This is a genomic window from Capnocytophaga sp. H4358, from assembly GCF_002302515.1.
GTDB classification, from domain to species: Bacteria; Bacteroidota; Bacteroidia; order Flavobacteriales; family Flavobacteriaceae; genus Capnocytophaga; species Capnocytophaga canis.
Map to the genome: position 1 here is coordinate 435,059 of NZ_CP022380.1, position 13,284 is coordinate 448,342.

At 34.7% G+C, this 13,284-nt stretch carries 13 protein-coding genes; 7 read left to right on the forward strand and 6 right to left on the reverse strand.

The window, feature by feature from the left end:
* The first annotated feature begins 6 nt into the window (after positions 1 to 6).
* The 4 genes from CGC49_RS01855 (at position 7) to CGC49_RS01870 (ending at position 3,566) form a co-directional block, all read left to right on the forward strand.
* Positions 7 to 294: a hypothetical protein gene (locus tag CGC49_RS01855; RefSeq protein ID WP_042009698.1), complete on the forward strand. Its 288-nt coding sequence runs from the start codon at positions 7 to 9 to the stop codon at positions 292 to 294.
* Positions 295 to 299: 5 nt separating this feature from the next.
* The gene (locus CGC49_RS01860; protein ID WP_042009700.1) at positions 300 to 620 is read left to right on the forward strand and encodes a translation initiation factor; all 321 of its coding nucleotides are present in this window, start codon (positions 300 to 302) and stop codon (positions 618 to 620) included.
* A gap of 12 nt (positions 621 to 632) precedes the next feature.
* Positions 633 to 1,913 carry a replication-associated recombination protein A gene (locus CGC49_RS01865; RefSeq protein WP_095911723.1) on the forward strand — a complete coding sequence of 427 codons (1,281 nt, stop codon included), beginning with the start codon at positions 633 to 635 and terminating at the stop codon, positions 1,911 to 1,913.
* Between the two features lie 132 nt (positions 1,914 to 2,045).
* Positions 2,046 to 3,566, forward strand: a complete 1,521-nt coding sequence (locus CGC49_RS01870; RefSeq protein ID WP_042009706.1) for a sulfatase — start codon at positions 2,046 to 2,048, stop codon at positions 3,564 to 3,566.
* On the opposite strand, the gene gldA is transcribed toward CGC49_RS01870, so the two are convergent.
* Together gldA and CGC49_RS01880 are read right to left on the reverse strand one after the other, a co-directional pair.
* The gene (gene gldA, locus CGC49_RS01875; protein ID WP_042009708.1) at positions 3,563 to 4,486 is read right to left on the reverse strand and encodes a gliding motility-associated ABC transporter ATP-binding subunit GldA; all 924 of its coding nucleotides are present in this window, start codon (positions 4,484 to 4,486) and stop codon (positions 3,563 to 3,565) included. The two genes, CGC49_RS01870 and gldA, sit on opposite strands and share 4 nt — an antisense overlap.
* Before the next feature lie 108 nt (positions 4,487 to 4,594).
* Positions 4,595 to 4,885 carry a DUF493 family protein gene (locus CGC49_RS01880; RefSeq protein WP_042009711.1) on the reverse strand — a complete coding sequence of 97 codons (291 nt, stop codon included), beginning with the start codon at positions 4,883 to 4,885 and terminating at the stop codon, positions 4,595 to 4,597.
* 250 nt (positions 4,886 to 5,135) lie between these two features.
* On the opposite strand from CGC49_RS01880, the gene CGC49_RS01885 reads away from it, so the two are divergent.
* Positions 5,136 to 5,399 (forward strand): Ada metal-binding domain-containing protein, encoded by a 264-nt coding sequence (locus CGC49_RS01885; RefSeq protein WP_042344983.1) that lies wholly within the window; start codon positions 5,136 to 5,138, stop codon positions 5,397 to 5,399.
* 137 nt (positions 5,400 to 5,536) lie between these two features.
* Here the strand turns inward: CGC49_RS01885 and mazG are convergent, their stop codons facing one another.
* From mazG to CGC49_RS01900, 3 genes are all read right to left on the reverse strand, one after another.
* Positions 5,537 to 6,319, reverse strand: a complete 783-nt coding sequence (gene mazG / locus CGC49_RS01890) for a nucleoside triphosphate pyrophosphohydrolase (RefSeq protein WP_095911724.1) — start codon at positions 6,317 to 6,319, stop codon at positions 5,537 to 5,539.
* Between the two features lie 181 nt (positions 6,320 to 6,500).
* Entirely contained in the window at positions 6,501 to 7,835 is a 1,335-nt protein-coding gene (mtaB, locus tag CGC49_RS01895) for a tRNA (N(6)-L-threonylcarbamoyladenosine(37)-C(2))-methylthiotransferase MtaB (RefSeq protein ID WP_095911725.1), read from the reverse strand.
* Between the two features lie 97 nt (positions 7,836 to 7,932).
* Positions 7,933 to 8,715, reverse strand: coding sequence for a hypothetical protein (locus CGC49_RS01900; RefSeq protein ID WP_042009717.1), 783 nt, complete (start codon positions 8,713 to 8,715; stop codon positions 7,933 to 7,935).
* Between the two features lie 346 nt (positions 8,716 to 9,061).
* On the opposite strand from CGC49_RS01900, the gene metF reads away from it, so the two are divergent.
* Both metF and metE read left to right on the forward strand, forming a co-directional pair.
* Positions 9,062 to 10,018, forward strand: coding sequence for a methylenetetrahydrofolate reductase [NAD(P)H] (metF, locus tag CGC49_RS01905; RefSeq protein WP_042009719.1), 957 nt, complete (start codon positions 9,062 to 9,064; stop codon positions 10,016 to 10,018).
* Positions 10,019 to 10,078: 60 nt separating this feature from the next.
* The gene (metE, locus tag CGC49_RS01910; RefSeq protein ID WP_095911726.1) at positions 10,079 to 12,382 is read left to right on the forward strand and encodes a 5-methyltetrahydropteroyltriglutamate--homocysteine S-methyltransferase; all 2,304 of its coding nucleotides are present in this window, start codon (positions 10,079 to 10,081) and stop codon (positions 12,380 to 12,382) included.
* A gap of 187 nt (positions 12,383 to 12,569) precedes the next feature.
* On the opposite strand, the gene CGC49_RS01915 is transcribed toward metE, so the two are convergent.
* Positions 12,570 to 12,941 (reverse strand): hypothetical protein, encoded by a 372-nt coding sequence (locus tag CGC49_RS01915; protein WP_095893279.1) that lies wholly within the window; start codon positions 12,939 to 12,941, stop codon positions 12,570 to 12,572.
* Positions 12,942 to 13,284: the final 343 nt, after the last annotated feature.

Genomic DNA, 13,284 nt, shown 5'->3' on the forward strand with positions numbered 1-13,284 from the left:
TATACGATGAAAAAACATCAAAAAGATATCATCATTGGTCTATTTGTAGGGCTGATAGCTAATGCTTTAGGTATTCTACTCTACATACTAATTTTTTCACGGCATAGCATTGAGTTAACGATAAGAGATGCTTATGTTAAAGGATATTTAGGAGCGTTGATTGCCTTAGGAGGATTGCTTGATTTGGCTTCTTTTTTTGTTCTTTTACGGTTAGGGCAGGATAATAGAGCAAAAGGTGTTATCATGGCTTCTATGATATTAGCCTTAGTGATTTTGATGTTGGAATTCAATTAATTTTTATGTTACGAGATCAATTGAAAAACTTATTTCCGAATCATGTTGAAGAGGAAATCCCTGAAAAGGAAGCATCTAATGTCTGGTTACAAGACGATCCTTTGATTTGTAAATATGAGAAAAGGAATGGTAAGCCTGTTACCATTATTGAAGAGTACAATGGGGCAGACAGTGATTTCAAAATCTTATCGAAAGAATTGAAAACTTTTTTAGGAGTTGGAGGCTCGGTGAAAAACGAGAAAATTATCATTCAAGGAGATTACCGAGATAAGATTATGCAATTCCTTAGAAATAAAGGATTTAAAGTAAAAAGAGTTGGAGGATAAATCCATGAAATGATGAATGTACCATTAGCGGAACGTATGCGTCCAAATTCTCTGTCGAGCTATGTAGGACAAACACATTTGGTAGGAGAAAATGGATCTCTTCGGAAACAAATTGAAAGTGGTTGGCTTCCATCGTTGATTTTTTGGGGGCCTCCTGGAACTGGTAAAACTACATTGGCAAACATTATCGCTTTGGAAAGCAAACGAGCTTTTTTTACGCTAAGTGCTATCAGTTCAGGTATTAAAGAGGTACGCGAAGTCATTGAGCAGTCCAAAAATAGCAGTGGTTTGTTTACGGCTAAGAATCCTATTGTATTTATTGATGAAATTCATCGTTTCAATAAAACTCAGCAGGATTCTTTGTTACAAGCCGTTGAAAAAGGTTGGATAACATTGGTTGGAGCAACTACTGAGAACCCAAGTTTTGAGGTTATTCCAGCCTTGTTGTCGCGTTGTCAGGTGTATGTACTAAATGCTTTTGATCGGGCAGATTTGGAAAAATTGCTTAAAAATGCAATTGAGAAAGATAGTATTTTACGAACAAAAAAGATACAACTCACAGAGAAGGAAGCCCTGTTTCGATTGTCAGGAGGTGACGGTAGAAAATTACTAAATACCTTCGAACTTATTGTAAATGCTTTTTCAGAAGGTGAAACCATCGAAATTACTAATGAGAAAGTGACGCAAATTGTTCAAAAGAATACGGTGTTGTACGACAAAACAGGTGAACAGCATTACGACTTGACTTCAGCATTTATCAAATCCATACGAGGAAGCGATCCTAATGGAGCAGTTTACTGGTTAGCACGTATGATTGAAGGAGGTGAAGATGTCAAATTCATCGCTCGTCGGATGCTTATTTTAGCATCAGAAGATATTGGCAATGCCAACCCTACAGCGTTAATCTTGGCAAACAATACCTTTCAGGCAGTAACTACTATCGGATATCCGGAAGCGAGAATCATTTTGAGTCAATGTGCGATCTATTTGGCTTCTTCACCCAAAAGTAATGCGTCGTATAAGGCTATAAACACCGCACAACAAATTGTTAAACAAACAGGAGATCTTTCTGTACCGATTCATCTGCGGAATGCTCCTACTAAATTGATGAAAGAACTCAACTACGGGAAAGATTATAAATATTCCCATGACTATGCACAAAGTTTTGTTTTTCAGGATTTTTTACCCGAAGAGTTACAAGGGTATCGTTTTTATGAACCCGCAGATAACGTTCGCGAAAATGGGTTAAGAGAATATTTGAGAAACCTATGGGGCAAAAGATACGGATATTGAAAGAAGCTAGGGTAGTGCTTCGAACTTTGTTTTCGTCTCATTATTCGTAAAAAATATCGTGCTAAATATATATTTTTTGTAACTTTGTCGGCACTTCAAGTTTTGTTTAATTAAATTTTATAAAAAATCAAAATGAAAAAAGTATTTTTTTTATGTAGTTTTTTCTTTTCTTGTGTGGTTTTAGCACAGCAAAGGCCTAATATTGTGATTATTATTTCCGATGATCATTCCTTTCAATCCATAGGAGCATACAACGAAGGGAAAACTTCTTATACACCCCACATCGATAAACTTTCAGAGCAGGGGATGACTTTCAATAAGGCGTATGTGGCTAATTCAATATGTGGTCCAAGTCGAGCCTGTATCCTTACGGGTAAGTTTAGCCATAAGAACGGATATACCGATAATGAAACTTCACGCTACAATTCAAATCAGCAGCAATTTGTGAATATTTTGCAAGAAAACGGTTATCAAACAGCGTGGATTGGAAAATATCACTTAGGAAAAGATCCAAAAGGATTTGATTTTTTTAAAATTTTAATCGGACAAGGGCATTATTTTAACCCCGATTTCTATGTTCCTGGAGGAAAAGTTGTTCGTGAAGAAGGGTACGTGACTGATATTGTTGAAAATGAAGCCGAACAGTGGCTGGATAACCGTGACAAGAGTAAGCCCTTTTGTCTCATAGTAGGGCATAAGGCTACCCATCGCACATGGATGCCCGATATTCAAGATTTAGGAAGCTTTGAGAAAGTAAACTTTCCACTTCCCGACAATTTTTACGATGATTATAAGGGGCGAATTCCTGCTACCATGCAAGAAATGACCATCGCTAAAGATTTACAGATGGGTTATGACCTGAAAATGTTTCCCCCTAATCAAGAAGAAAAAGATGGTAACTTCAATCGGATGACGCCATCACAACGTAAAGCCTATAATGATTTCTATCACCAAATTCAAAAAGAATTTGAGAGTCAAAAATTGACAGGAAAGGCTCTTACCGAATGGAAGTTTCAGCGTTATATGAGAGATTATTATGCAACGGCGGTTTCTCTTGATAGAAACATAGGAAGAATGAATGACTATTTGCATAAAAATAATTTAGCCGATAACACAATATTCATATATCTCTCAGATCAAGGATTTTACATGGGAGAACACGGCTGGTATGATAAAAGATGGATGTATGAGGAATCCTTTAGAACACCCATGGTTATAAAGTACCCTACATATATCAAAAGAAATAAGTCTACAGATAGTTTTGTGATGAATGTGGACATAGCTCCAACTCTTTTGGAGGCAGCAGGTATTCCAATTCCAGCTGATATTCAGGGGAAATCGTTTTTGAATGTGTTGAAAGGCTCTAAGAGACCTTCTCGTGAAACAGTTTATTACCATTACTATGAAAATGGGGAACATGCTGTTTCGCCACATTTTGGAATTAAAAATAAACGGTACAAACTCATTCGGTTCTACAAGCGACATAATGGATGGGAACTCTACGACTTGAAGAAAGATCCTAAGGAGATGAATAATATTTATGGAAAACGTTCCACAGAGAAGTTAACTAAGCGAATGAAATCCATATTATTAAAAGAAATTAAGGCTTTGGATGACACTACAGCTTTAGAAGTGTTTCATTCATCGAATTAAATAGATTTTGGAGCAGTTTTCGTTTGATCTCGTGTTAGTTCGCTGAATAACTGCTCCAAATCCTTATGTCTGTGGTTGATTTGCAGTATTTTAAGTCCATTTTCATTAGCAAAGTCAAACAGTTTGGGACGCATGTCCTCTTGTGTGTCAAATACCATATGGTACAAGAACTCGTGTATGTTCACTACCGATTTTAGCATAGGAATTTGTCGTAAAAAACGTTCTTCCACGCGTAAGTCAAACGCTACTTCAATGGTTTGTTCCTTATTTTGAAGGTTTTTCATTGACTGATCCAGGACAATGTTCCCTTTGTTGATAACAATCACTCGGTCGCAAACTGCTTGAATTTCTTGCATAATATGCGATGATAACAGAATGGTTTTGTTCTTTCCAAATTCTTTGATGATGCCACGTATTTCAACTAACTGATTAGGGTCAAGACCTGTGGTAGGTTCATCTAAAATCAAAATTTCAGGATCGTGAATCAGTGCCGATGCCAGTCCTACACGCTGACGATAACCTTTGGATAGTTGCTCAATTTTTTTGTTACTTTCAGGTGTAAGTCCCGTAATTTCAATGATTTCTTCAATTCTTTTTTTCGAAATGTTTTTGTATAATTTTCCCATGAACCAAAGGTATTCACGTACGTACATTTCTAAATACAGAGGATTGTGCTCTGGTAGGTAGCCAAGATTTCGTTGAGCCTCAATCGGATTTTTGATCATATCTATCCCATTGACAAAAATTTCCCCATTAGTTGGTATTAATGACCCTGTAATCATCTTCATCGTAGTGGATTTTCCTGCTCCGTTTGGCCCTAAAAAACCCGTAATTTCACCTTTATTTAGCGAAAAATTGATTTGATTAACAGCTACTTGTTTGCCGTAAGTTTTTGTTAGTTGTTTTACTTCTATCGACATATTTTCGTTAGTTTTCTAAAAAATTCAAGAAAATTCTTGAATAGTTTTATTTTAAGAATATCTTTTTTCGTATAATCCTTGGTGATTAACAAATGAAGAAGGATGGGTTTATAAAGATAAAATACCTTCAATTTTTCCAGCTTCTTTGTAGTATGCAATTACTTCATCAGGGTTTTGCAATAATATTGAAATCGAAACACTTGTGTATTTTCCATTTGATGATGTACGCGTTTTGATATCAGCTTTTTTTCCTTCGAAAATAGCTTCCAGAGTGTGCTTTTTTTCAGTATCGTTAGGTATGATGAATTTGTACAGATAGGTTGAAGGCCACTGAGAAGTTTCTTCTAATTCTTTTTTTAAACGCTCGTAAAATTCTTTTTGTTCTTGCTCTGTTTTCATTTTATTCTATTACTTCTATGATTAATAATTTGAATTAGTTTAAAATACGCTTTTTAGCATTCGATGAATTTTTTATATGATTGTTTTACAATATTTTATAACGTATACAAAATAATCGTAAAGCCATTAAATTAAATATTTATTTTCATTCTTTCCGCAAAGATATTGGATTTTTGTAGTACGATACAAGTTTTAAACTTGAATTTTATCAGTATTTTTTGTACCTTCGTGGAGTCTATAAAATTAATCTATGTTCAAGAAAATATTCTTTTTACTTTTCATTTTCAACCTCTCATTTATTCGACAAGTAGCTCCACTTGATGGTAATGAGTCGGTTATTGGATGTGTTGAAAAAATTCAGCAGAGTTATGTAGGTAATCGAAATACTAAAAAGTTTCACAGAACTGACTGTAATTCAGTTTATAAGATAAAAGATAAAAATAAAACCAAGTTAAAGAACAGAAAAACAGCTATCGAACAAGGGTATGTTCCTTGTAAAATCTGTAAACCTTAGATAATGTTTACTGACAAGCCATTAAAAATCAGCCTTAAGGAGGAATTTTGCTTTATGGATATCAGTTAAGAGATGAGATTAAAAAGGTTAACAGTTATTTTTGATAAAATCAAAATTTCGCATTTTTACAAAGGAATTTACAAATCAAACTTTTTAGCCTCTTGCCAAAATGCTTCCATTTCAGTTAAGGTCATGTTTTTTAGTGATTTGTGCTGTTCTTGAGCCTTGTTTTCTAAGTATTGAAATCGTTTGATAAATTTCTTATTCGTTTTTTCTAAGGCATCTTCGGGATTTACTTTTAAAAATCGACTGTAATTGATTAAACTGAAAAATACGTCGCCTAATTCTTTTTCGATATTTTCTTTATTTTTGTGAGTAACTTCATGGTGTAATTCATTGATTTCCTCCTTGATTTTGTCAAAAACACCATCAATAGAATCCCAATCGAAGCCTACACCAGCGACTTTATCTTGTATGCGTGTGGCTTTAACCAAAGCAGGTAAACTTTTTGGTACGCCTTCCAATACGCTTTTTTTACCTTCTTTAAGTTTAATTTTTTCCCAGTTGCGTTTAACATCATCCTCATTTTCAACTTTCACATTTCCGTAGATATGTGGATGTCGCTCAATGAGTTTATTGCAAACCGTATTTGCCACATCGGCAATATCAAAATCGTTGGTTTCACTACCTATTTTTGCGTAGAACACAATGTGTAACAATAAATCACCTAATTCTTTTTTTACTTCGTTTAAATCATTATCCAAAATGGCATCTCCTAACTCATAGGTTTCTTCAATCGTTAGGTGTCGAAGTGATTGTAGTGTTTGTTTTTTGTCCCATGGACATTTTTCCCTGAGGTCGTCCATGATATCTAGTAGTCGTTCAAAGGCTTGTAGTTGTTGTAGGCGATTTTTTTTCATTTGTAATGGAAAAATTTTAGTTAAATTCAGTCAGATATACGAAAAAAATCATCATTTTACTTAGAAACTTTTGATGTTTTAGTAGGAGGATCATAACTGAAATATCTAAAAGAGATATAAGAATTATGCAAATAAGGTTAGCTATAAATTTTAATAAATTTTTATTTGTCAGATGTTTATGTTATGGATTATCTACAAAATCAAATCGAACCATTCCATCTGAGTCAATTTTAGTGAGTTTTACTCGACGCAATGTGTTGACTAACTCTGGATTCCAAGGCGTTTTCACTTTCACGTAGTTTTCGGTAAATCCATGTATGTAACCTTGTTTGTTTTCTCCTTCAAAAAGTACAGTTCTTTCTGTTCCTAACTGATTTACATAGAAATTATTACGTTTTTTAGCAGACAAACCACGAAGCATTTTACTACGTTTAGCTCTCACTTCGTCGGGAACAACTCCATCCATTAGTACAGCCTCCGTATTGTCACGTTCTGAATATGTGAATACATGCAAGTACGAAATATCCAATTCACTCAAAAAGTGATATGTTTCTAAAAAAAGCTCGTCAGTTTCACCAGGAAATCCAACAATAACATCCACTCCAATACAAGCATGTGGCATCACTTCTTTGATTTTTGCTACTCGGCTGACGTATAATTCTCGTAAATACCTACGCTTCATTTTTTTCAAGATATGATTGCTTCCACTTTGGAGAGGTACGTGAAAATGAGGAACAAAAGCTTTGCTCCCTGCAACAAATTCAATAGTTTCATCTTTGAGTAAATTCGGCTCAATAGACGAAATTCGCAATCGTTCAATACCTTTGACCTTATCTAAGGCTTGTACCAAGTCCAGAAAGGTGTGTTCATGCTTTTTATTCCCGAACTCTCCTTTTCCGTAATCACCTATATTTACGCCTGTTAGTACAATTTCTTTAATTCCTTGCTCGGATATTTTTTGAGCATTTTTTAGAATGTTTTCAATCGTATCACTACGTGAAATTCCCCGTGCCATTGGGATTGTGCAATACGTACATTTGTAATCGCATCCGTCCTGTACTTTTAGAAAAGCACGAGTTCTATCGCCAATGGAATAGCTTCCCACGTAAAAATCTGTTTCCGAAATTTCACATGAATGTACTTGACCTTCATTATTTTTGGTCAAATCATCAATATATTGAGTGATGTCGAATTTTTCTTTTGCTCCCAGTACCAAGTCTACGCCATGAACTGCTGCTAATTCTGCAGGCTTCAGTTGAGCATAACATCCTACAGCTGCAACAAAAGCCTTGTCGTTTATTTTCAATGCTTTACGTACAATTTGTTTGAATTGCTTGTCAGCATTTTCTGTAACTGAGCAGGTGTTGATGATGTATATGTCTGCAAAATCTTCAAAATCAACACGTTGGTAACCTTCGTTTTCAAAACTACGTGCTATGGTGGAAGTTTCTGAAAAATTCAGTTTACAACCCAACGTGTAAAAAGCTACCTTTTTTTTATTTTCTAATGTAATCATTTTCTATACGAGCTATGCTATCTAATGATTTTGTATTCAGTTTGTTATGTATGAACTACGAACTACGTACGACAGAATGTTCGATCGATTTGTTTTTTTACATTGAAGCAATTGCTTCGTAAAAATCTGCCGCATCAATTCCCATATTCTGACAAATCCATTTGGCGGCTTCTACATAACGGACTTCCTCTTTTTGGGTAATGTTCAGAGGTAACTCTCCTTCATCCGTAATGAGGAAAAAAGATTCATTATTTTCTTCATAATCAGGAGTTTTATAAGCTATTTTTCGTATTGGATTCTCGGTATTTTGCACAACTTTCATTACATTCTCGCATTCTTCATTGTATACCAAAATCCCCCCTTTGGTAATGCTATCCACAAAAGTGGCGTAATTTTCTGTATCCACTGAGATGCTCTCTAATAGTGCCAAAGTAGGTTGATAGGTAAGATATTTTGGATGCTTGTCAACTATTGAATTTATTTCCTCACTTCCGTCGAAAAGTACAAATTCGGCATGGGTTGAAAGACGAAAAGACTTTCCTTTAATTGGGTTTTCGGTAAAAAAACTTAATGGAATATTGTGAAAATCAAATGTATGTACTACCGTTTTTAACACGTTTTCTTTTCCTTTACCTGCAATTACTACACGTGTTTTATCTTTAAAAAAAGTATGCAAAAAATCGTTTTCCGTTCCTGTAGTTAAGCCTAATAATTGGGCTTCTTTTTCGAGGTCACTATTTGCTTTACTACTTCTATTAATAACTACAAAATCAGCATTTTTATTTATTAATTCACCTTCTGAAATGGTGTGATTAGCTGCTAAAAGTTCAGAAACTAAATCCGCTTGAAAATCCTTATAGGATGTAAAATGAATATGCATTAGCTATATTTTTTTAATTAGTTCTCATTATTTCGGACTCAATACTTTGATTTTTTGCGTCCTAATCCTTTGAATGAGCCTCATCAATCTGGCAAAAGTAATGTTTTTTTTGGTATCTGCAAAAAAGAAGATTTTTCTCATATATGGTCAAAATACTAACTCTAAATGTATGTTATTTCTGCACAAATAAAATACAAAAGAAATATATTCTATTTTTGATTAAAAAAATCAATGAAACAAATAGTAATATAAAATTTTTTCGGATTTATTTTCTAAAATAATTTTGAAGTATAAAAAAATGTTCGTAGTTTTGCCCCGTGAACATAATTTTTTACTTAACACAAAAATGAAAGTAACCGAACATATTGCTCGTTCCAAAGGGAAGACACTTTTTTCTTTTGAGATAGTTCCTCCTAAAAAAGGGAATAGTATTGAAGAACTTTACCGAAATATTGAACCTTTGATAGAGTTTAAGCCTCCTTTTATTGATGTAACCACTTCACGGGAGGAATTTTTTTACAAACAGCATCCTAATGGTCTGTTAGAAAAGAAAATTACTCGAATGCGTCCTGGAACGGTAGGGATTTGTTCTGCGATTCAATACAAATATGGTGTAGATACCGTACCACATGTTCTTTGTGGAGGATTCACAAAAGAAGAAACGGAATATTTGTTGGTAGATTGCTTCTATTTGGGAATCGACAACGTTATGGCACTTCGCGGCGATGCTCGGAAAGAGGAACGTTATTTTGAGCCGACCAAAGATGGTCATACCTATGCTGTAGATTTGGTCAGGCAAATCAAAGATTTAGGACGTGGAAAGTTTTTGCATGATGTAATAGAGACTGACTATGGAACTGATTTTTGTGTGGGAGTTGCTGGTTACCCTGAAAAACATATAGAGTCTCCTTCAATGACGTTTGATTTGGCTCGGTTGAAGGAAAAAGTAGATGCCGGAGCGGATTATATTGTTACCCAGATGTTTTTCGATAATCAAAAGTATTTCGAATTTGTAGAAAAAGTACGGCTCATGGGAATTGATATTCCTATCATTCCTGGAATTAAGCCTATAACTACAAAGAAACATCTGAATTTGTTGCCACAAGTGTTCAAACTCGACTTACCGGAAATTTTAGTATCCGAATTGGAAAAATGTAAAACCAACGAAGATGTAAAACAAGTTGGAATAGAATGGGCTATCGAACAGAGTAAAGAATTGAAACTGTGGGGAGTGCCTACTTTGCATTACTATTCAATGGGCAAATCAGACAATATTGTAGACATTGTTTCCAAAGTTTTTTAATTGAATAGTACTGAAGCATAGTTTTTTAGAACAATAAACAAAAAAATACATACGAATTATATGAAAACCAATTTATTAGGCTATCCTCGTATAGGGGAAAAACGTGAACTTAAAAAAGCAAACGAAGCTTTTTGGGCAGGAAAAATATCAGAAGATGAGTTGTTTGATGTGGCAAATACCATCAGAATTCACAATTGGAAATTACAGAAAGAAGCAAATATAGATTTGTTGCCTTCCAATGATTTTTCCTTTTATGACCAAGTATTAGATTTTTCATTCTCGGTAAATGCAATCCCAAGTAGATTTGCTCCTATTGACAATTTGTCGGACATGGAGCTTTATTTTGCATTGGCACGAGGCTACCAAAAGAATGGCATTGATATCACGGCTGTGGAAATGACCAAATGGTTTGATACGAATTATCACTATTTAGTTCCAGAGTTTACTAAAAATCAATCGTTTAAATTGCGATATAACAAAGCTCTTGCAGAATATCAATTCGCAAAAAACAATGGATTTGAAACGAAGCCTGTGCTTTTAGGTCTTATAACATATTTGCTTTTAGGGAAAGAAAAAGAGGATGGTTTCCATAGAATTGAACTGGTTGAAAATTTGTTACCTGTGTACAAACAAATCGTACAGAGTTTGGTAGATGCTGGAGCAAAAACTATTCAAATTGACGAGCCTTGTTTAGTACTTGACCTTACAAAAACTGAAAAAGAGGCTTATAAACAGGTGTATACTATTCTGAAAGAAGCGTTCCCTACTACAGAATTTATTTTAACAACCTATTTTGGAGCTTTGGAAGATAACACTGATTTAGCGTTAAGTCTTCCGTTGGATGTATTGCATATTGATTTAGTTCGCGCTGAAAATCAATTAGATGAAATATTATCTAAATTACCAAAAGATAAAAAATTATCTCTTGGAGTTGTAGACGGGCGTAATGTTTGGATCAACGATTTCCAAAAATCAGTAACTTTGATTGAAAAAGTTCAAAAAGCTTTGGGTATTGACCGCGTGTTGGTAGCATCTTCTTGTTCTTTGTTACACTCGCCTTGTAATTTGGAACATGAGAATAACGAAAAGATACTTACTCCTGAAATCAAACAATGGTTAGCTTTTGCAAAACAAAAATTAGTTGAAATATCAACAATTAAATCTTTAGTAACTAATGATTTAACTGAAGTTCAACGAGAAACAGTGACTCAAAATAAAAAAGCGAATGATAATCGTAAGACATCGAAGTTGATTCATGATGAGGATGTTAAATCACGCGTAGGAGCAATCACTGAAAAAGATGCACATCGTAAGAGTGGATTTGCTCAACGCCAAGTTATTCAGGAAGGAGCGTTAAAATTACCACTGTTTCCTACAACAACAATAGGATCTTTCCCTCAAACACAGGAGGTTAGAAGTTGGAGAGCGAATTTTAATAAAGGTGTGCTTCCATTAGAAGAATATGAAACATTACTCAAAAAAGAAATCGAAGAGTCAATTCGTTTCCAAGAGGATGCAGGAATTGATGTGTTGGTTCACGGAGAATTCGAACGCAATGACATGGTGGAATATTTTGGAGAGCAACTCAAAGGATATACATTTACTAAGTTTGGCTGGGTACAGAGTTACGGTTCTCGCTGTGTGAAGCCACCAATTATTTATGGGGATGTCTCTCGTCCAACTCCAATGACGGTTCGTTGGTCACAGTTTGCTCAATCGTTAACTTCACTGCCTGTAAAAGGAATGCTAACGGGACCTGTAACAATTTTACAATGGTCATTCGTTCGTGATGATCAACCTCGTTCGGTAACATGTACCCAAATAGCGTTGGCAATTCGTGATGAAGTGGTTGATTTAGAAAAAGCAGGTATCAAGGTAATTCAAATTGATGAACCAGCGGTTCGAGAGGGGCTACCTTTACGCCGTAAGGATTGGGAAACATATTACAATTGGGCAATTCGTGCGTTTCGTATTTCGGCGTCAGGTGTGGAAGATAGCACACAGATTCACACGCACATGTGCTATTCCGAATTCAATGATATGATTGAAGCAATAGCTGATATGGATGCTGACGTAATTACGATTGAATGTTCTCGCTCGCAAATGGAATTATTAGATGTATTTGCGGAGTTTAAATACCCAAATGAAATTGGACCAGGAGTTTATGACATTCACTCACCACGAGTTCCATCGGTGGAGGAGATGACTTTCTTGATGGAAAAAGCCATTGGTGTGATACCAAAACGTAACTTGTGGATTAACCCTGACTGTGGACTTAAAACCCGCCATTGGGAAGAGACTAAAAAGGCTCTTGTAGCAATGGTTGATACAGCAAAAGAATTACGGGCTAAATACAATGCCTAGAAATAAATAAAAACTGTCTGGAAATTTTTTAGGCAGTTTTTTTATTGAAGCTGTCCGAAAAAGTCAATCTTTTCGGACAGTCTCTTAAAATTGGTAAATAATATTTCTATACGACCTTTTCGTGTTTTGCTTTATACAATAAGCCTCTAATAAATCGCATATTTACAGTGAGACAAACATTTCTACATTACAATTCCTTTAATTTTCGCTCAATTTCTTGCATTTTTTGGTCTCTATTGAGCGAAAAAGCAGCACTTTTTTGGTTTATATAAAACAAAAGACTTTTTACCTTTAAAAGATTATTTTTAGTATTCTCTTCTTCGGAATGATATAACAATTCTGAAATGATTTCTATCGTATCCAAATCATTTTCAAAGGTATTTACCAATTCCTCTGCTGACCTTTCCTGCAAATGTACTAATAAATTACCCGTAAACCGCTCTGACATATTTGCCAATTCTTTTAATTTTTCCTCTTTGGGTACTTTCTTACTCAAAAGGTTTGCCAGTTCTTGAAAAAACAGGTCTATTTGTCGTTTTATATAATCTTTTCTAAACATTTAAGGAGTTAGTTTTTTGTTCTATTTTACTGTGACAATTCATTGTTTGCTTTTAGATTTTAGTGGTGTTACTTACACATGAAAAAATGTTTATTTTACCTGTACGGTTTCGTTATAGATGCGAAACATTCTTCATTCTTACGGCTATTGAATGTTGTTCGAAACTGTCCAAAAAGATTTGTCCCAAAAAACAATCTATTGTTTTTCAATATTTTACTATCAAATAACTAAAATCAAGATAGTGTTATAAAAGTATAATGTTAGTTCTGATTGTCAGGCTGAGCGTAGTCGAAGCCCTGTAATTACGAGGCTTCAACTACGCTCAGCCTGACAAAAAAACTTC